Source organism: Halovenus halobia, assembly GCF_051414135.1.
GTDB classification, from domain to species: domain Archaea; phylum Halobacteriota; class Halobacteria; order Halobacteriales; family Haloarculaceae; genus Halovenus; species Halovenus halobia.
On sequence record NZ_JBLKOA010000002.1, the window covers coordinates 69,278 to 86,047 of the forward strand.

A 16,770-nucleotide genomic window follows, 5' to 3' on the forward strand; every position below is an offset into this window, starting at 1 on the left:
TGTGTACAGTTCACAGTACAGCAGGCGCGTATATAAACCTCCGGGCCGCGTCCCGTCGCCGTTTGGAAAGTCTTAATACTATAACCGGGATACGAAGATATGCGAGCAAGCCCGGGTGGTGTAGTGGCCCATCATACAACCCTGTCACGGTTGTGACGCGGGTTCAAATCCCGCCTCGGGCGCTTCTTGAAATTCAACTCAGTGAGCGACCGCTTTGCGTGTCGCGAACGACGACTGAATTTTGTGTGCGACGAACGAGGGATTTGAACACAAGGAGTCGCACGCCCGCGCAACGGAGTGAGCAGGAACGTCTCCGTACGGGTTCAAATCCCGCCTCGGGCGCTTTCTCTCAACACAACGCGAACGACCAGCTTGCTGTGTCGTGAGCAACTGTGTTTAGGAAACGCTGACAGAAGAGATTTGAACCACACGACGAGTGAGCGAAAGCGAGCGAAGTCGTCCGGGTTCAAATCCCGCGGGACGGAGTCCCGCGAAGTTCGCAGACGCGGGGCGTCTGCTCACTCCCGCCTCGGGCGTTCCTTTGATTTTCAGACTTTTAGTGAGGCGTCTCGTCGCCGAGCGACAGAACTGGAAATCTACGAACGACACGGCGGGATTTGAAGCAGGGAGTGAAGCGGAGCAGAACGACCAAGGTTCAAATTCCGACCGACTTGGTCGGTCGGCGTGCGCGGTCCAGGACCGCCCACTCCCGCGGGACGGAGTCCCACGAAGTTCGCAGACGCGGGGCGTCTGCTCACTCCCGCTTCAGGTGGACTGTGACGCTGATCAGCTCCGAGACTACTGTGTAGCGTGTGCTCGTCACGGGATTACTCATCTCTGCCAGTGCAGCGAGAAGGTGAAGACAGCCGGACTTCGGTGACTGCCAGCCAGCCGTCAATATTACCCTCGAACAGCCCCAGAGATATCGAACAGGATGGCTAGCGCGACGACATCGCCGCTGTTCGGAGTCCTCACTGACCGACTTCGTGACCCGCGGGTACTCGCGGGGCAGGCACTCGTCTTCGGGGTGGCCGTCACGCTCAGACAGGGCAGGTGGGTCGACCCCGAGAATCCGGTGTTGGCAGTGGCCGTCATACCCGTGTTCGTGTTCCTGTCGCTCGTGTTGCTCGTCGACGTCCTGCAGCGAGTGGCTCTCAGAGTCGAGGAACAGACACACGAGGAGACCGACCGGCGGCCCGAGTGGCGAGTGATTACAGACCGGACGCTGGTGCTGGCAAACACTGCACTCGTCGTGCCGCTGCTCGTCTGGAACCAGCCAATCGTCGGGACGCTCGGTTACACGGCCGAAGCGCTCAGTGCACTTCTGCCGGTAGCGGCAGTTTCGAGCGACCACACCGTCGTCAGCACGGTTCTCGTCGGCGGACTCGTCGTCGGTGCCGCGGTGATGGCCCGGGGCGCACTCGCGTGGATACAGGTGCAGTTCGGACCCGACCTCTCGACCGACCGACTCGAAATGTATCTCGCGCTGCGGGCCTCGCTCCCGTCCGAGGCGTCACAGAGTATCGCGCCACTGCAGGACGGCGGCCAGGGTCGGATTGGAACCGCGGCGCTCGCGAGCGCGTGCGTGAAGTACAGACTGACACGAATCGTCCCCGAAGACCTTCCGGCACCGTTCGACATCGAACGGCTGGCGAACGAGATTGCTCCCGTCACCGCCTCGACGCCGGCGAAGTTCGTCTTCCTGACAACACTGAACACCCGGTTTCTGGTCGTGTTGTTCGGCAGTCTGGCGTTCATCTACAGCGGGGCCTTCGGCCTCTATCTCCCGTCGATTCACCCGTACACGCTCTGGGTCGGGACTGGACTCGGTGTTGCGTCTCAGGCCGTCTACAACCATCCCTTCGTCTCGCCGAGCAGAGACGTACTGCGGCTGTGAGGGAAGTCAGCGGTCACTGCCGGCCCTGCTGTCGGCGTCCGACTCCTCGAGGACAAACGGGCCAATTGCGAGTGTCTGCTTGGCGACAGTCCCAATCCGGAAACTGTAAGCGAGAAAGACGACGAAGCCACAGTATAAGGGTCACTCACCTTCGTCGCCACCGTCCGCCTCATTTTTCGCATCGGTTTCGCCCCAGTCGAGGTCACGGGACCGGTCAGTTTCGCGGAGAATGAACGGCCCGATAGAGAGCGTGCGCTTCGCCACGGTGACAATACGGAGAATGTACGAGAACAGGAATGCGAACGGCAGCAAGGAGACAGCCACACCCGCGCTCACCACCACGACGAGCGTGCGCACGCCGAACACGGTCCCCGGGAACAGCGCCGGTTCGAGGTAGATGATGCCTCCGACCGCCGTGAGGAGTGCGGGTATGGACGCGTATAGCATCATCCGGGAAAGGTCGATAAGCGCCCACTGGAAGTACAGCGTTTTGAAATGCTCGCGCGCCGGTCCGAACAACTCGAGCGCGTTGCTGAGTTCATCGAACGCGTGGTGCGCTTCTTCAGTGAGCACGTCTTCGTTCTCTGCTCGGATGCGGCGGACCGCGTACAGCTTCCACGAGTAGTTGTAATTCAGTGCCGAGAAGATGACGTCGAATTCGCCGAACTGAGAGCCTTTGAGACTGCTCTGGACGGCGTCGGCGTTTCGCTTCAGGTTCTCCGTGAACGTGGCTACCTGGTCGTTGAGAGGCTCGTCGTCAATGTCTTCGACGGCGTCCGAGACGGCTTCGGCGTGCCGCCGCGTGAGTTTCACGAGTGACCGGAGAAACGCCGAGGGCTGGGCGGGACTGACAGGTTCCTCGATGACATCCTCGACATCCTCCCGGAACGCCATCGCACCCTCCATGCGCTCGCGCTGGTCCCCGACCGGCCCCTGTTCCTGGGAGAGTACGAGCTGGCTGAGTGTGAGCACGAGCGTGACACCGGTAATGATGGCCGTGAGCAGACCCTGGAACAGCGTCTCGATGGGGTCGGCCTGGCTGAACAGCCCGGGTGTTCCGGTCGGGTGGAGTTGTCCAACGATAGTGAGCACGAGGAACACGACCCCCGAGATTCCGGCGGCGACCAGCCACCGATTCGCGTTCAGCAGTAGCCAGAACTTCCGACTGCTCTCCGGCACGCGCTCTCGCATCGTGTCGCTCGGGCGACTCCCCTCACTATCGCTCATACCATCCGTATCCCGCTCATCAGTTAAATATCGGACGCTGACGTTGGGTCATGCCGAGGTGACGAGGACGTACCCCTCAGCGACCTCGCTCAGTCGTGAGTTTCGACTGGGATGTCGATACCGGCCGCCTCGTCGCCGGACCCGTCTGTCTCCACCGCTTCGGCAAGATCCTCGAGTGCGAGCTCGACGTTGCGCTTGTTTGCCTTCCAGAGCGCGTCGACTACAGTACCGGCGTAGGGGATGGAGCCACCCGCCACGTCGATAGTGATGTTGGCGAGCATCTCCAGCAACGTCGTGAAGGAGACTCCAAGATACGCCGACTCGACGACGATATACAATGAGAAGGCGGCACTCATCACGTCGCCAGCGACGGGGATTGCTCCCAGAAGCGGGTCGACACCAATTCGGACGCCAATTCCGGGGACTCGTACACTCTCGTCGAGTACGTACGCGACGGTCTCCATCCGCTTGAGAGCCGCCTCGTCGACGCTTTCCGGTAGTTCACCATCGTAGTCGACATCGAAGCGAGACTCGAAGTGTGTGGTCATAGGGATCATCCGAGTTGGAGAGGTAAAGCCTGAGGGGTGGAAGTCATCTCGATGTCCGCCCCAAAATTCCAATTGTTGGCAATTTTCGAGGAGACATCCCGGTGGCATCCGTGTCACGTACTGAGGTTCATGATAGCAAACACATATATTGGTATCTTATCTACAGTAGGTTGCATAATGATACTACAAATCGACCCAATTCCGTTACAGCTCGCGGAACAGGCAGGCGGTGACGAATTGTTTCTCGTGGCGCGTGTCCTCTTCGGCGTGATTCTCGCCTTCATGGGATTGAACCACTTCATGCAACTCGACCAGATGAGTCAGTACGCCTCGTTCAAGGGACTGCCCGCGCCGAAACTCTCGGTGATTGCGTCGGGACTGGTGCTCGTCGCTGGGGGCCTCGGCATCGTTGCCGGCGTCGCGCCGGTGGTTGCTGGACTCGCACTGGCTGGCTTTCTCGTCGTCGCCGCAGTGACAATGCACAACTTCTGGGCTGTCGAGGGTGAGGACCAGCAAGACGAGATGATTCAGTTTCTGAAAAATATCGGACTGGCCGGCGGCGCGCTGGCCTTTGTCATCCTCGGCTTTCTCGAATGGCCCTACGCAGTGAACCTCGGGCTGTTCTGAGTCGCCAGTAATCAAAACACATAACTTCTCGGTTCGCACACATTCGTATATGCGACACACCACTGCCGCAGTCGATGTTGGTCGACAAGCGGCTGGTGTGGCCTTTTCTCGCGGTAAGCGCCTGCGGTGAGCAGGCTCGCGGCGGAGGTGGCGTCTCCGTCCCGGGTCATCGCGGGCGAGAAACCGACGAATACAGGATAGTTCAAGACGAACAGCGACCAATCACAGCCAACAATGACACGTTCACTACCCACGGGGGCAGACACCTTCGCCGGCGTCTATCCGGCGATGTGTACGCCATTCCACGATGACGGCAGTATCGACTACGAAACACTCCGCGCAGACGCCCAGCGACTCGAAGCCGGTGGCGTCGACGGCCTCGTTCCGATGGGCTCGACCGGCGAATCCGCGACGGTCAGCCACGACGAACACATCGAAGTTATCGAGGCTGTCGTCGACGCAGTCGACGTTCCAGTCATCGGCGGTAGTGGCTCGAACAACACGCAGGAAGCGCTGGAACTCTCACAGCGTGCCGCCGACGCCGGCGCGGACGCCCTGCTGCTCATCTCGCCGTACTACAACAAACCCGAACAGCGCGGCTTTATCGAGCACTACGAAACCATCGCCGACGCTGTCGACCTCCCGCAGATCGTCTACAACGTCCCCTCCCGAACTGGCCAGAACATCGAACCGGACACCGTTGCCGACCTCGCGACCCACCCGAACATTCAGGGATTCAAGGCCGCTGGAGGCGACCTGAATCAGGTCAGCGAAATTGTCGAGAAGACGCAGGACCAGGAGTTCGACGTCCTCTCGGGCAACGACGGCGAGACGCTGCCAATCCTCTCGGTTGGTGGCACCGGCTGTATCAGTGTCGCTGCGAATATCGAACCCGAGCGAATGAGCGACCTCGTCTGGGCAGCACTCGACGGTGACTTCGAGCACGCACGCGAGCGCAATCACGACCTCGGGCCGCTGTTCCGCGCGCTGTTCTGGGAGACCAACCCGATTCCGGTCAAAGCCGCCATGGAGATTCGTGGCTACAGTTCCGGGACGCTCCGACCGCCGCTGACCGAGATTACGCCGGCAAACCGTGACCGACTCGAATCGCTGCTCGCCGAGTACGAGGCCAATCCGGTCGAACCGCGGGGTGAGCAATGACGACAGTCGGGATCAACGGTATCGCCGGGCGAATGGGCGAGACGATTTACGAAACCGCACGCGACCGCGACGACCTGACGGTGACCTTTGGCATCGACGTGAACGACACCAATCTGGATCTACCGGTCTACGACCCTGGCGAGACGGCCGAGGCGGTAGCTGAACACGGCCCCGATGTCGTGATTGACTTTACCGTGCCGGAAGCGACACTCGACCTCGCAACGGCCTGTGCCGAAGCGGGCGTTGGACTCGTCGTCGGGACGACGGGCTTCGGTGACGACGGCTTCGCTGTGCTTGAAGAAACTAGCGAGGCAGTCCCGCTGCTAAAGGCGACGAACTTCGCCCGCGGCGTCCACGCCCTACTCAGAACGCTCGGCCCCGCCCTCGACGCGCTGGAGAACTACGATGTCGAGGTGATGGAAACCCACCACAATGGCAAACGCGACGCGCCGAGCGGTACCGCGAAGACCATCCTCGAAGAGGTCAGCGAGTACCGCGATTTCGAGACGGTACCGGGCCGAGAGGGGATTCAGCCACGGCAGGACGACGAAGTCGGGATGCTCGTCCGCCGCGCTGGCGACATCCGGGGCGAACACGAGGTCATCCTCGCCGGCAACGACGAGGTACTCTCGCTGTCCCATCGCGCCGAGGACCGTGCAGTGTTCGCCGCCGGTGCGCTCGACGCCGCCGTCTGGCTGGCTGGACAGGAGGCCGGACGGTACGAATTCGGCGACGTTATCGACGCGACGTAACGGGTACGACAGCGCGTCAACCCGTCTGTTATTCGCGGCACTCGATGACGCGGGCATCCTTGGGGTCGAACCCGACGGTCACATCACCGTCCAGCGTCTCGCGGGTCCGGAGCATGAGTTCCTGCCCCAACCAGTCCAGGCGGACCCGTGTCGTCTCGCCCAGAAACTCGGCGCTCGTGACCTTCGCTGTGAGCCGAGTTGAACCGGAATCGACACCCAGTTCCTCCGGTCGTACACAGAACGTGAGACGGTCGCCGACCGAGACTGACGACTCGCTCCAGTCACCGATATCGACCGAAAGCGTCTCCCCGCTGACGGCCACTGTTGCCGTATCCCCGTTGACCGCCTGCACCGCACCCTCGAAGACGTTGTTATCACCGATGAACTCCGCGACAAAGCGCGACTCGGGCCGGTGGTAGATGTCCCGCGGCGTGGCCACCTGTTCTGCTCTCCCCTCGTTCAGCACGGCCACGCGGTCCGACACCGCGAGCGCCTCCTCCTGGTCGTGGGTGACGTAGACGGTCGTGATGTCGAGTTCCTGCTGAATCTCGCGGACCTGCACCCGGAGCCGTTCCCGGAGTTTCGCGTCCAGCGCACTCATCGGTTCGTCCAACAGGAGTACGTCCGGCCCGGGAGCCAGCGCACGCGCGATGGCGACACGCTGGCGCTGGCCGCCCGAGAGGCTGCTCGGGTCCCGCGCTTGCGTGTCGGGCAAATCGACCAACTCCAGCAGTTCCGCGACGCGTTGTTCGTCGCTCACGCCGCCCGGAGGCTCCGCGAAGTTCAGGCCGTAGGCGACATTCTCGCCGACGGTCATGTGTGAGAAGAGCGCGTAGTTCTGGAAGACGACGCCCACGTTGCGGTCCTCGGGTGGCACGCCGGCCACGTCCGTCCCGCCGAACCGGACGGTGCCGGTCGTCGGCTCCTCGAAGCCCGCGATGAGCCGGAGCGTTGTCGTCTTTCCACACCCAGACGGCCCGACCAGCGTGAAGAACTCCCCGTCGGCGACCGACAATGAGAGGTCATCGACGGCGGTCGTCCCGCCATAGCGTCGCGTCACGTGGTCGAGTTCGAGCACGGAGTCAGAGACCAACGCGGTCACCCCCAAGTCGGTCGATAAGGAGGAAACTCACACTGGTCACGACCAGCAGGACGACGCCCATCGCCGTCGCGGGACCGAGGCGTCGGCCGACGAACCGCTCGATTGCGATGGGCATCGTGTACTGACCAGTTCCTGACGCGAGGACGGCCGTCGCGGTGAACTCCCCGACCGAGAGCGCGAAGGCAAACGCCGCGCCCGCGACCACCGCGGGCCAGACCAGCGGGAGTTCCACGTCGAGGAGGGCGCGTGCTCTGGACGCACCCAGCGCCCGCGCGGACTCGGTCAACTGGCTGTCGAGGGCGTCGAGTTCCGGTGCGACGATGCGGACGACGAAGGGATAACCCGCGACGGCGTGGGCGGCGATAATCGCGAGCGGGCCGCCGACGGCGAGACGCCAGTCTCCGACCTCGACGCCGAAGACGAGTCCCCGGAGCAGCCCCAAGCCGACGATAATCCCCGAGACGGCAAGCGGTGCCATCGCCACGGTACCGACCAGCGTCCGCCCGCGATAGTTCCGGGTCGTCAGCACCGAGACGACCACGCCCATCGGGAGTGCAACGGCCAGCGCCGCCGCGCCGAACAGCAGCGAGTTCCTGACCGCCGGCCCTGGCCGGACCTGGAAGGCCGCCCCCGTCGTCTGGCGTTCAACGAGAAAGCGATAATGCTCCAGCGTGAGTCCGGTCGGGCCCGAGACGCTGGCGTACAGCATGCTCGCGATGGGGGCAACGAAGAGTACGACCGCGACGACGGCGTAGGCGGCCAATCCCACGCGCGGGAGCAGTTCCCGGACCGACAGCGACGGCGGCCGCAACGGTCTGCGCTCCTGTGGTCTGATGCCACCGGATTCGACAGTGTTCGCCGCCTCGTACCGGAGGTAGCCGTAGAGCAGTGCCAGCGAGATGGCGAGTTCGACGAGCGCAAGCGCCGCGCCTTCGGCGTAGTTCAGGTCGCGGATAAGCCGGTAGATGAACACCTCGACGGTCGCCAGCTCGAAGCCGCCGAGCGCGAGAACAATCGGGAAGGTCCCGAAGGTGAACACGAACGTCAGCGCCGCGCCCATGAAAATCGAGGGCGCGACCTGCGGCCACACCACGTCACGGAACGCCCGGTGCGGACTGGCGCCGAGACTTCGGGCCGTCTCGACGGCGCTGGCGTCGACGGACTCCCACGCCGCCGTCGTAATCCGGGCGACCAGCGGCGCGTTGTAGAAGGCGTGAGCAACGACGATGGCCGTGAGCGAGGGTAAGAGGTCGACGGGTCCCAAGCCGACCAGCGCGAGCGCCGCGTTGAGCGTCCCATCTGCGCCGAAGGTGGCGTAAAACCCGACTGCAACCATTATCGACGGGAGGACGAAGGGCAGAATCGTCACTGAGCGAATCGTCTCCCGGCCGGGAAACTCGTAGCGTGCCAGCAGATAGGCCAGTGGCACCCCGAGGAGGACGCTGGCGACCGTCGACAGCGCGGCCTGATACGCAGTGAACCCGACGATTCCGAGCCGTGCGTTGCCCGTGAGGATGGCCTCGGCCACCGCGAGCGGTGAGTTACCCGCGAGCAGTCGCGCGAGTTCTCCGAAATAGAAGGGGTCAGTGAGAATATCTCTGAAGACCCGGAGTGTCAGTCGACCCTCGATGAGAACGGCATCGACGAACACCGTCGAGACCGGATAATAAAAGACGACAACGAGGACAGCGACAGACGCGACGGCGAGTGCCGGAAGCGACCGTCGCTCGGTCAGTTCCCGGAGCCGCCCTCGCGTTCGCCCGTCCGCCCCGTCGCTGTCGCTCACGGCTTCAGTTGCCTGCGAACTGTCGCTCCCAGTCTTCGATCCAGCCACTGACCTGTCCATCGAGTTCCTCGTACGTGAACGTGACTGGTTCGGGCGGCTGCTGGGCCAGTTCGGCGTAGTCACTGGGCACCTCGGCCGTCTCTGTCGCCGGGAACTGGACGTTCCGGACGGCGATTTCGCCCTGTATCTCCGGTCGCAGGACAAAGGACATGAACTCGCGAGCGGCGTCGGACTGGTTGCTTTCCGCGAAGATCGCCATCCCCTCGGGGTTGGCGTAGCCCTGGTCGTTCAGGAATCGAATCTGGTGTTTGTCGAGGTCATCGCCGGATTCGTCTGCGAACACCTGGTCGGTGGAGTAGGAGACGACCATCGGCGCTTCGCCGTTGCTCCAGGCACCGTAGGCGTCGGACCACGACCCCAGCACTTGCACGCCGTTGGCCTGCAGGTCCGCCCAGTAATCGAGGTAGCCGTCCGGGCCATACTGTTTGATCGTGTGCAGGACGAAGGCTTTCCCGGTCGCCGAACTGCCGGGGTTCTGCGCGATGAGGTCGCCCGCCACGTCCTCGTTCAGGAGTCCGTCGAACGTCTCGGGCGCGGTCATCGCGGTGCCGTCGTAGACGAGACTGATATAGCCCGTGTCGTAGGGGATAGCACGGCTCTGCGGGTCGAACTGCAGTCCGGATTTCACGTCGGACTGGCCGTCGACATCGCCGGCCTCAGTGAACAGGTCGTCGTCGAGTGCGTTGTCGACGCGCACGAGGTCGTCGGTGTTCAGTCCGAGATACACGTCCGCTTCGATGTCAACGCTGGCCTGCTTGCGCTGGATGTAGTGGTTCAACTCGTTGCTCGGCGTCTGCCAGATCAACTCGGTGTCGAACTCGGACTCGAACTCCGATTTCAGCCACGCCCCCGGCGACGAGGACGGTGAGTCGATAAAGGAGCTGTATGTCCCGACAACTAGCGAGTCGCTCCCGCCAGCGGGACCCCCCGATGAGAGACAGCCTGCCATTGCCGTCGCCGCTGCGCCTGCCGAAACCAGGAACGTACGTCGCTTCATTACTGTGTGGTCACACTGGGTGGTACTTAATATGCGTGCTCTCGGCTCAGCTGTTTCACTGCTCCCAGTTCGTGGCAGCGTCCTGTGGGGTAGGGTTTCGCGGGGTTATCTGGTCTGAATAGAGCGCACGCCCGAAAACAGAGCGCAGTGAGTGTGCAATCGTCACCACCAAGTCCGGCGCTCCCGAGCACACTGACATGAGCCTACAATCCGAGATCGAGACCCTCTGGGCAGAGTATCAAGACGGCGAAATCGACGCCGAAACGAGCATGGAAGACCTGACCGTTCTCGCGGACTTTGTCGACGCACTCGAAGACGACGAGATTCGCGCCGCTGAAAAGTCCGGCGGCGAGTGGGAGGCCAACGAGTGGGTCAAACAGGGCGTCCTGCTTAATTTCGGCCTCCGACAAATCTCGGAGTACGAGTACGGCGACGTGACCTACAACGACGTGCTCCCACTGGCCGACTCGGACGACTACGGTCGCCGTGGCTCTCGGAATACCCCGAACGGAACCGTCGTCCGCCGCGGCGCGAACATCGGCTCGGACGTCATCATGATGTCGCCCTCGTTCGTCAACATCGGCGCGCGTGTCGGCGATGGGACGCTCGTCGACTCCTGTGACACTGTCGGCTCCTGTGCACAGGTCGGGGACAACGTGAAACTCGGCGCAAACACGCTGGTCGGCGGCGTCCTCGAACCAGTTGAGGACGCACCAGTCATCATCGAAGACGGCGTCTCGCTGGGTGCTGGCTGTCGAGTGACGTCTGGATTCATCGTCGGCGAGAACAGCGTCGTCGGCGAGAATACCCTGCTGACGCCACGGATTCCGGTCTACGACCTCGTCGAAGAGGAGATTATCTATGGCGAACTTCCGCCGGAGCGACGCGCGTTCATCCGGTACGTCGAGTCCTCTGTCGGCGACCACGACCTGTTCGAGGGCGGCGCGTACAAGCCCGCTGTCGTCGCGACAGATATCGAGCAGAAAACCCTCGAAGGGACGGAGCGCGAGGACGCGCTGCGAGAATAAGCAGTACGACGAGTATCCAGCAATTTTGTTCGCGGTTCACGACAGCAATCTGAGCGAGGCGTTCTGCACGCACCTTTTTATTCGTGAGGCGTCGAAACCTGACAATGGTTTCTCGTGAGACAATTGCTATCGGAGTGTCTGGCGGCGTCGGAACGCTGCTGGTTGGCGGTATCGAGTCCACTGTCGGCTTTGGGGAGTGGATGGGCCTGGCGACGTTCGTCTATCTTGGGCTGTTCTGGTACGCATTCCCCCAATTGTACTTGAGTGCGACCAACGACGGGTTGTCGGTACTCCGGATTCGGCTGATTCCCGTGATTCTCTTTTTGCTGGCCATCGTGGTGAGTATCTCATCGCTTGCCAGCGGGCGAGAACTGCTCGGCATCTGGGGGATTGTCGGCGTCGCCGTTGCCATCCTGTTCGTCAGTGCCTTTCGCAGTGGCTATCAAGAGGCGAGGGACTCAACCGGAGACGACGAGCCACCCGAGTAGCCAGAACGTCCCAGTATGAGCTGTGTGAACCAAAACAATTCCGTACATCCAGCCCAAGAGAACAATAATGGGCGGACACGATACCGGAAGTCCCTACGCGTCACACACACCCGCTGAAACTGAACAGATGCTCGACGCGGTCGGCGCGGCGACGGAAGCCGACCTCTTCGACATCCCCGAGGGAGTTCGTTTCGACGGCGAGTTTGACATCGAATCGCGCAGCGAACGCGCTGTCCGACAGGAATTTGGGGGGATGCTGGACCGCAACGACGACCTGACGGAGTTTCTCGGCCGCGGTCACTACGACCACTACGTGCCATCGCTGGTCGACCACCTCTCAGACCGCCAGGAGTTTTTGAGTTCGTACACACAGTATCAGCCCGAAATCGCACAGGGCTTTCTGCAGGCCCTGTTCGAGTACCAGTCGATGCTCGTCGAACTCACAGGGCTGGACGTGGCGAACTGCTCGCTGTACGACGCCGCAACAGCCCTCGGCGAGACGGCGACGCTCGCGTCTCGCGTCCGAGCGACGACGGGCAACCGAGTGCTCGTTCCGGAACACCTCCACGAAGGCAAACGCGGGGTCCTCGAAAACTACGCAGACGGGGCCAACCTCACTGTCGAGTCCTATCCGATGGTCGATGGTGCGGCCGATGTCGAAGCAATCGAGGAGTTGGTTGACGACGACCTGCTGTTGCTGTACGCGGAGAGTCCGACAGTCCGGGGCGTCATCGAAGAGTCCCTCGCAGACATTGGAACCATTGCGGACGAGCACGAGGCACTGTTTGCACTCGGCTCGGACCCCGTCGCGCTGTCGGTCCTCGAAGAACCCGACGCTGTCGGCGCAGATGTCGTCATCGGCGACGCTGCAACGCTCGGAATCGGGACGGCCTACGGGATGGGACTGGGGATGTTCGCCACCCGGAAAGAGTTCCTCCGACAGGTTCCGGGCAGACTTGTCGGCGTGGGCGAGGACAGCACCGGCCGACGAGCGTACACGCTGACGCTGCAGACGCGCGAACAGCACATCCGCCGTGAGCGCGCCACGAGCAACATCTGCACGAATCAGGCGTGGGTCGCGCTCCGGACGGCGATTCACGCCGCCTCTCTCGGCCCCGAGGGACTGGTTGACCTCGCGCGGACCTGTATCACGAGCGCGACGGAGCTTGCAGACCAACTCGATGAGATTACTGGCGTCGCCGCGCCGGTCCACGACCGACATCACTTCCGAGAGTTTCTGGCACGGACCGACCAGCCAGCACAGGCCATCGCGGACGAACTCGTCGACGAAGGGTTCGCGGTCCACGCTGTCGACGAACACCTGCTCCAACTCTGTGTGACCGAGACGAACGAGGACAGCACAGAGAGACTGGTTGACGCGGTACAGGAGGTGGTTGCATGAGCGAATGGAGTGAGCGAACGCAACGACGCCGGGTCGGAGACTCGGAGGTGGTTGCATGAGCGACAACGACGGGTTCGCGTACGATCAGGCCCGCTGGACCGACGGCGAGGCGTACGAACCGCTGCTCTCGGAGAAGAACAACAGGGAAGTGGATGTCGACACGCCGCTGCCTGACGACCTGACGCGGGACAGTCTCGAACTGCCCGACCTGTCGGAGCCAGAACTGGCCAGACACTACACCCGGCTCTCGCAAATGAACTACGGCGTCGAGAGCGGCCCCTTCCCGCTGGGCTCGTGTACGATGAAGTACAACCCGAAATTCACCGAGGATTTGGCCGCACACCCAAGCGGTGCGGTCCATCCTGACCGCCCGGAAAAAGCGCTGCAGGGCACGCTCGAACTGCTCGGCCGAACGTCCGAGTATCTCGCCGAGATTGGCGGGATGGATGCCGTTACTCTCCAGCCTCCCGCGGGTGCGGCCGGCGAGTATACTGGCGTGTTGGTCGCGAAAGCGTATCACGAACACAACGACGACGAGCGCTCGGAGATTATCGTCCCCGACAGCGCGCACGGAACGAACTTTGCAAGTGCCGCGCTCGCAGGATTCGATGTGGTCGAACTCCCAAGCGGCGACGATGGGCGTGTCGACATCGAGGCGCTCGAAGAGGCAATCAGCGACGAGACTGCGCTGCTGATGTTGACCAACCCAAACACGCTCGGACTGTTCGAGCGTGATATCGAAGAGATCTCGGCGATGGTCCACGACGCCGGCGGCCTGCTGTACTACGACGGTGCGAACCTGAATGCCCTACTTGGCCGTGCCAGACCCGGCGACATGGGCTTCGACATCATGCACTACAACGTCCACAAGACGTTCGCAACGCCACACGGCGGCGGCGGCCCCGGTGCGGGCCCGGTCGGTGTCGTCGACGAACTCGCAGACTTCCTCCCAGACCCACAGGTTCGCGAGCAGGCCGGCAGCTACGAGCTGTTCGAGCCAGCACACTCCATTGGAAAGGTCCACGGCTTCCAGGGCAACTGGCTCGTTCTCGTCAAAACCTGTGCCTACATCGCTCGCCTCGGCGACGAGGGGCTGACCGACGCCAGCGCCAAGGCAGTGCTGAACGCCAACTATCTGGCCGAGCAACTCGAGTACGAGATTCCGTTCGGTCCCTTCCATCACGAGTTCGTCGCCAGCGCGGGCGACCAAGATGCCGCCGACGTTGCCAAACGAATGCTCGATTACGGCGTCCACCCGCCGACGACGAAGTGGCCCGAAATTGTCGATGAGGCGCTGATGACCGAGCCCACCGAAATCGAAAACAAGCGAACGCTCGACCAACTTGCAGCGGCGTTCAACGCCGTTGGCGATGAGTCAACCGAAACCATCGAAGCCGCACCAGAACGAACCGCCGCCCGCCGTATCGACCAGGTGAGTGCGGCGCGAACGCCACGGCTGTCCTGGCAGGCGCTCGACGACAAGAACGAGTGATCTCTTGAACGAGTTCAGGCGCGTTTTGTCCTGATAAAGAGAGTATTTAGTCTGCAGCGGTCGTGATTTTCTCGGCGAGGTCGGTGTAGTGTTCCGTGCCGGTGCCTTTCTGGACGATAGCACTCAACTCTTCGCTGCCAGTGGTCGACTTGATATCGTCCAGACTGGCGGCAGTAAACAGGAAAAATGGCAGCTCTGGTCGGTGTTCGCGGACTTCTAGACAGAGTTCGATGCCATCCATCTGTGGCATCCGAAGGTCGCTCACCACGCTGTCGAACTCGCCGTCGACGAGGCGCTCAGCAGCCTCAGGTGGCCGCTTCTCCGTTGTCACGTCAATTCGGTCGCTCTCACGTTCGAGAAACGTTTCTGTTAACTCCAGCATATCTTCGTCTTCGTCGACAACGAGCACTTCGATGGACGAAGCCATATTATGCGCTCGCGCTGTCGACGGCACTGCCGATCTGGATGAACCCGTACGAACACTCCGTACAGTGCCACTTGACTTTGGTTCCGAGGTGCATTTTCGTGCTCGCGGCCCGGTAAAACTCTGAGGCGCCACACTCCGGACACTCTCGCTGTAGTTCCATACACCCATATTTCAGCTTCTGGGATAAAGTGGATTCGGTTTTTATAGCCAGAACAACACGCGTAGTGAAGTAGCGGCCGCTATGCTGGACTCCGACGCTGTCACGCTGTTGGGAAGTCATCGGCGAGTCACTCCCGCAGCTACGTGACAAACAACTATCATTCGTGCTGAGTGGTATGATAGACGCAGTCTCGCAGACATGACTCTCACGTTCGTTCGAGTCAGGATTGCTCGCGGGTCGCTACGCTCCCCGCTCACATGTTCGGGAGACTTCGCTCTGCTCAGCCTCCCGCTACTCACGGCTCGCGATGCTCGCCGTTCGTTGACTGAGGTCTCGCTACGCTCGACCTCACATGCGAGGGATGGGATTCGAACCACGTAAAGACATTCCGGGTCGCTCACTCCGTTCGCTTCCCGGGCTGTGACTTTCCTACTTCGAATCCCGACGACTCGCAGACATGACTCTCACGTTCGTTCGAGTCAGTATTGCTCGCGGGTCGCTACGCTCCCCGCTCGCAAGTTCGGGAGAGTTCGCTATGCGAGGGATGGGATTCGAACCCATGGACCCCTACGGGAGCGGGTCTTAAGCCCGCCGCCTTTGGCCTAGCTCAGCCACCCTCGCGCATTCGTTGGTCTGTCGGGGAGCCGAAAAGCGGTTACGAATTGGCTATCCGACACACAGCGAAGAGAGCCACCAAGAAAACTCGGGACAGAAACGAACAGAAGCCGCCAAAGACAGGGGGTAACAAAAAGCGTGCCGTCAGCACAGTCAGCAGCCTCCCGACAAGCCGGACCTTACCGTATAGATATTTATACTCGTAGAACAGTTCAGTGGCATGCAACGAAGACGATTGTTACAGACGATAGCAGTCGGAAGTTCGCTCGCGGTTGCCGGGTGTGTCGGTGGAGGAGACGACGGAGCGGACAGCGCGGACACGTCTGACCCAGAGGCCGGGACAAACGAAACTGACGAAGAGCCAGACGAATCTGAACCGACAGACGAATCGACGGCCGAAGGAACAGACGAGGAAAGCGATGATTCAACCGGAGGGACAGAAGACGAAAGCGACGAAACAGCCGACCAGACGGACGAAGAGAGTGAAGAGGAGACGACTGAACCCACACTCGGAGAGCTTGAGGTGGCCTTCGAGAACAACTATCGCTTCAGCGTCTCCGTCCCTCAACTGGGCGAGCCGGTTACAGGAGCGTTCGACGACGGAAACTTCTACAGCGTCGTCGCGATCGAGGGAGACACGCTCAGGACGTACATTGTCGACGGACAACAGTACATCGTCGCCGACGGCTCCTGTACGCCGGTTCCCAGCAGTACGACTGGTGGAATGGACGTGTCGTCGCTGGCCGACGCCGACACTGTCGAACAGGACGTTGCTAACCCGGAATCGGAGTCACTCACACCGAGTGGAACCACAACCATCGACGGAACACGAACGTACGTCTACGAACTGGAGACGCAGGACACGCCTGTCACCTACTACGTCGGCGTCGAGAGCCGACGACTGCGCCGCGTGGAGACACAGGAGGCAATCATCGACTACACAGACTGGGGAGCGGTAGACCCCATCATTGCGCCCTGCTGAGTTCCGTCTCGGCCAGTAT

The 16,770-nt window shown here is 61.8% G+C and carries 16 protein-coding genes, 2 tRNA genes and 1 pseudogene; 10 read left to right on the forward strand and 9 right to left on the reverse strand.

Annotation, left to right across the window (positions count from 1 at the left end; genetic code table 11):
• The first annotated feature begins 109 nt into the window (after positions 1-109).
• Both ACMGFM_RS07325 and ACMGFM_RS07330 read left to right on the forward strand, forming a co-directional pair.
• Positions 110-182 (forward strand) — tRNA-Asp (locus ACMGFM_RS07325).
• 752 nt (positions 183-934) lie between these two features.
• Entirely contained in the window at positions 935-1,897 is a 963-nt protein-coding gene (locus ACMGFM_RS07330) for a hypothetical protein (protein ID WP_436901809.1), read from the forward strand.
• 6 nt (positions 1,898-1,903) lie between these two features.
• Here ACMGFM_RS07330 and ACMGFM_RS16650 read toward each other — a convergent pair.
• The 3 genes and pseudogenes from ACMGFM_RS16650 to ACMGFM_RS07340 form a co-directional block, all read right to left on the reverse strand.
• Positions 1,904-2,011: pseudogene (locus ACMGFM_RS16650) on the reverse strand (DUF7972 family membrane protein); the annotation flags it as partial.
• 27 nt (positions 2,012-2,038) lie between these two features.
• Positions 2,039-3,124 carry a DUF7972 family membrane protein gene (locus tag ACMGFM_RS07335; protein WP_436901810.1) on the reverse strand — a complete coding sequence of 362 codons (1,086 nt, stop codon included), beginning with the start codon at positions 3,122-3,124 and terminating at the stop codon, positions 2,039-2,041.
• A gap of 89 nt (positions 3,125-3,213) precedes the next feature.
• A complete protein-coding gene (locus tag ACMGFM_RS07340) occupies positions 3,214-3,672 on the reverse strand; it encodes a DUF4112 domain-containing protein (RefSeq protein WP_436901811.1) in 459 nt (152 codons plus the stop codon).
• Between the two features lie 177 nt (positions 3,673-3,849).
• On the opposite strand from ACMGFM_RS07340, the gene ACMGFM_RS07345 reads away from it, so the two are divergent.
• The 3 genes from ACMGFM_RS07345 to dapB all read left to right on the forward strand — a co-directional run bounded on the left by ACMGFM_RS07345 (position 3,850) and on the right by dapB (position 6,212).
• Positions 3,850-4,299 (forward strand): DoxX family protein, encoded by a 450-nt coding sequence (locus ACMGFM_RS07345; protein ID WP_436901812.1) that lies wholly within the window; start codon positions 3,850-3,852, stop codon positions 4,297-4,299.
• Between the two features lie 234 nt (positions 4,300-4,533).
• Positions 4,534-5,460 carry a 4-hydroxy-tetrahydrodipicolinate synthase gene (dapA, locus tag ACMGFM_RS07350; protein WP_436901813.1) on the forward strand — a complete coding sequence of 309 codons (927 nt, stop codon included), beginning with the start codon at positions 4,534-4,536 and terminating at the stop codon, positions 5,458-5,460.
• Positions 5,457-6,212, forward strand: a complete 756-nt coding sequence (gene dapB, locus ACMGFM_RS07355) for a 4-hydroxy-tetrahydrodipicolinate reductase (RefSeq protein ID WP_436901814.1) — start codon at positions 5,457-5,459, stop codon at positions 6,210-6,212. Before dapA ends, dapB begins: the two co-directional genes overlap by 4 nt.
• Before the next feature lie 28 nt (positions 6,213-6,240).
• Here dapB and ACMGFM_RS07360 read toward each other — a convergent pair whose 3' ends face one another.
• The 3 genes from ACMGFM_RS07360 to ACMGFM_RS07370 are packed head-to-tail and all read right to left on the reverse strand — an operon-like array spanning position 6,241 to position 10,157.
• Positions 6,241-7,314, reverse strand: a complete 1,074-nt coding sequence (locus ACMGFM_RS07360; RefSeq protein WP_436901815.1) for an ABC transporter ATP-binding protein — start codon at positions 7,312-7,314, stop codon at positions 6,241-6,243.
• On the reverse strand, positions 7,295-9,160 hold the full coding sequence (locus ACMGFM_RS07365; RefSeq protein WP_436901816.1) for an ABC transporter permease: 1,866 nt from the start codon (positions 9,158-9,160) through the stop codon (positions 7,295-7,297). The genes ACMGFM_RS07360 and ACMGFM_RS07365 overlap by 20 nt, the downstream gene beginning before the upstream one ends.
• Positions 9,105-10,157 (reverse strand): thiamine ABC transporter substrate-binding protein, encoded by a 1,053-nt coding sequence (locus ACMGFM_RS07370; protein WP_436901817.1) that lies wholly within the window; start codon positions 10,155-10,157, stop codon positions 9,105-9,107. Before ACMGFM_RS07370 ends, ACMGFM_RS07365 begins: the two co-directional genes overlap by 56 nt.
• 197 nt (positions 10,158-10,354) lie before the next feature.
• Between ACMGFM_RS07370 and ACMGFM_RS07375 the strand changes: the two genes are divergently transcribed.
• The 4 genes from ACMGFM_RS07375 (at position 10,355) to gcvPB (ending at position 14,567) form a co-directional block, all read left to right on the forward strand.
• Positions 10,355-11,185, forward strand: coding sequence for a 2,3,4,5-tetrahydropyridine-2,6-dicarboxylate N-succinyltransferase (locus ACMGFM_RS07375; protein WP_436901818.1), 831 nt, complete (start codon positions 10,355-10,357; stop codon positions 11,183-11,185).
• A 104-nt stretch (positions 11,186-11,289) separates the two neighbouring features.
• Positions 11,290-11,673 carry a hypothetical protein gene (locus ACMGFM_RS07380; protein WP_436901819.1) on the forward strand — a complete coding sequence of 128 codons (384 nt, stop codon included), beginning with the start codon at positions 11,290-11,292 and terminating at the stop codon, positions 11,671-11,673.
• Positions 11,674-11,740: 67 nt separating this feature from the next.
• Complete coding sequence (gene gcvPA / locus ACMGFM_RS07385; RefSeq protein WP_436901820.1) at positions 11,741-13,075, forward strand: aminomethyl-transferring glycine dehydrogenase subunit GcvPA; 1,335 nt, start codon at positions 11,741-11,743, stop codon at positions 13,073-13,075.
• 55 nt (positions 13,076-13,130) lie between these two features.
• Entirely contained in the window at positions 13,131-14,567 is a 1,437-nt protein-coding gene (gene gcvPB, locus ACMGFM_RS07390) for an aminomethyl-transferring glycine dehydrogenase subunit GcvPB (protein WP_436901821.1), read from the forward strand.
• A 46-nt stretch (positions 14,568-14,613) separates the two neighbouring features.
• Here the strand turns inward: gcvPB and ACMGFM_RS07395 are convergent, their stop codons facing one another.
• From ACMGFM_RS07395 to ACMGFM_RS07405, 3 genes are all read right to left on the reverse strand, one after another.
• Positions 14,614-14,994, reverse strand: a complete 381-nt coding sequence (locus tag ACMGFM_RS07395) for a response regulator (protein ID WP_436901822.1) — start codon at positions 14,992-14,994, stop codon at positions 14,614-14,616.
• 1 nt (position 14,995) lies between these two features.
• Positions 14,996-15,154: a DUF7838 family putative zinc beta-ribbon protein gene (locus ACMGFM_RS07400; RefSeq protein WP_436901823.1), complete on the reverse strand. Its 159-nt coding sequence runs from the start codon at positions 15,152-15,154 to the stop codon at positions 14,996-14,998.
• Between the two features lie 536 nt (positions 15,155-15,690).
• A tRNA-Leu gene (locus tag ACMGFM_RS07405) sits at positions 15,691-15,775 on the reverse strand.
• Between the two features lie 214 nt (positions 15,776-15,989).
• Here ACMGFM_RS07405 and ACMGFM_RS07410 point away from each other — a divergent pair.
• Complete coding sequence (locus tag ACMGFM_RS07410; RefSeq protein WP_436901824.1) at positions 15,990-16,751, forward strand: LolA-like protein; 762 nt, start codon at positions 15,990-15,992, stop codon at positions 16,749-16,751.
• Positions 16,752-16,770 lie beyond the last annotated feature (19 nt).

What these genes read in the sequence shown, in the direction of transcription:
- ACMGFM_RS07330 (WP_436901809.1), top strand. Translation starts at nt 935, where the DNA reads ATGGCTAGCGCGACGACATCGCCGCTGTTCGGAGTCCTCACTGACCGA.
- ACMGFM_RS07335 (WP_436901810.1), bottom strand. Translation starts at nt 3,124, where the DNA reads ATGAGCGATAGTGAGGGGAGTCGCCCGAGCGACACGATGCGAGAGCGC.
- ACMGFM_RS07340 (WP_436901811.1), bottom strand. Translation starts at nt 3,672, where the DNA reads ATGACCACACACTTCGAGTCTCGCTTCGATGTCGACTACGATGGTGAA.
- ACMGFM_RS07345 (WP_436901812.1), top strand. Translation starts at nt 3,850, where the DNA reads ATGATACTACAAATCGACCCAATTCCGTTACAGCTCGCGGAACAGGCA.
- dapA (WP_436901813.1), top strand. Translation starts at nt 4,534, where the DNA reads ATGACACGTTCACTACCCACGGGGGCAGACACCTTCGCCGGCGTCTAT.
- dapB (WP_436901814.1), top strand. Translation starts at nt 5,457, where the DNA reads ATGACGACAGTCGGGATCAACGGTATCGCCGGGCGAATGGGCGAGACG.
- ACMGFM_RS07365 (WP_436901816.1), bottom strand. Translation starts at nt 9,160, where the DNA reads ATGGACAGGTCAGTGGCTGGATCGAAGACTGGGAGCGACAGTTCGCAG.
- ACMGFM_RS07370 (WP_436901817.1), bottom strand. Translation starts at nt 10,157, where the DNA reads ATGAAGCGACGTACGTTCCTGGTTTCGGCAGGCGCAGCGGCGACGGCA.
- ACMGFM_RS07375 (WP_436901818.1), top strand. Translation starts at nt 10,355, where the DNA reads ATGAGCCTACAATCCGAGATCGAGACCCTCTGGGCAGAGTATCAAGAC.
- ACMGFM_RS07380 (WP_436901819.1), top strand. Translation starts at nt 11,290, where the DNA reads ATGGTTTCTCGTGAGACAATTGCTATCGGAGTGTCTGGCGGCGTCGGA.
- gcvPA (WP_436901820.1), top strand. Translation starts at nt 11,741, where the DNA reads ATGGGCGGACACGATACCGGAAGTCCCTACGCGTCACACACACCCGCT.
- gcvPB (WP_436901821.1), top strand. Translation starts at nt 13,131, where the DNA reads ATGAGCGACAACGACGGGTTCGCGTACGATCAGGCCCGCTGGACCGAC.
- ACMGFM_RS07395 (WP_436901822.1), bottom strand. Translation starts at nt 14,994, where the DNA reads ATGGCTTCGTCCATCGAAGTGCTCGTTGTCGACGAAGACGAAGATATG.
- ACMGFM_RS07400 (WP_436901823.1), bottom strand. Translation starts at nt 15,154, where the DNA reads ATGGAACTACAGCGAGAGTGTCCGGAGTGTGGCGCCTCAGAGTTTTAC.
- ACMGFM_RS07410 (WP_436901824.1), top strand. Translation starts at nt 15,990, where the DNA reads ATGCAACGAAGACGATTGTTACAGACGATAGCAGTCGGAAGTTCGCTC.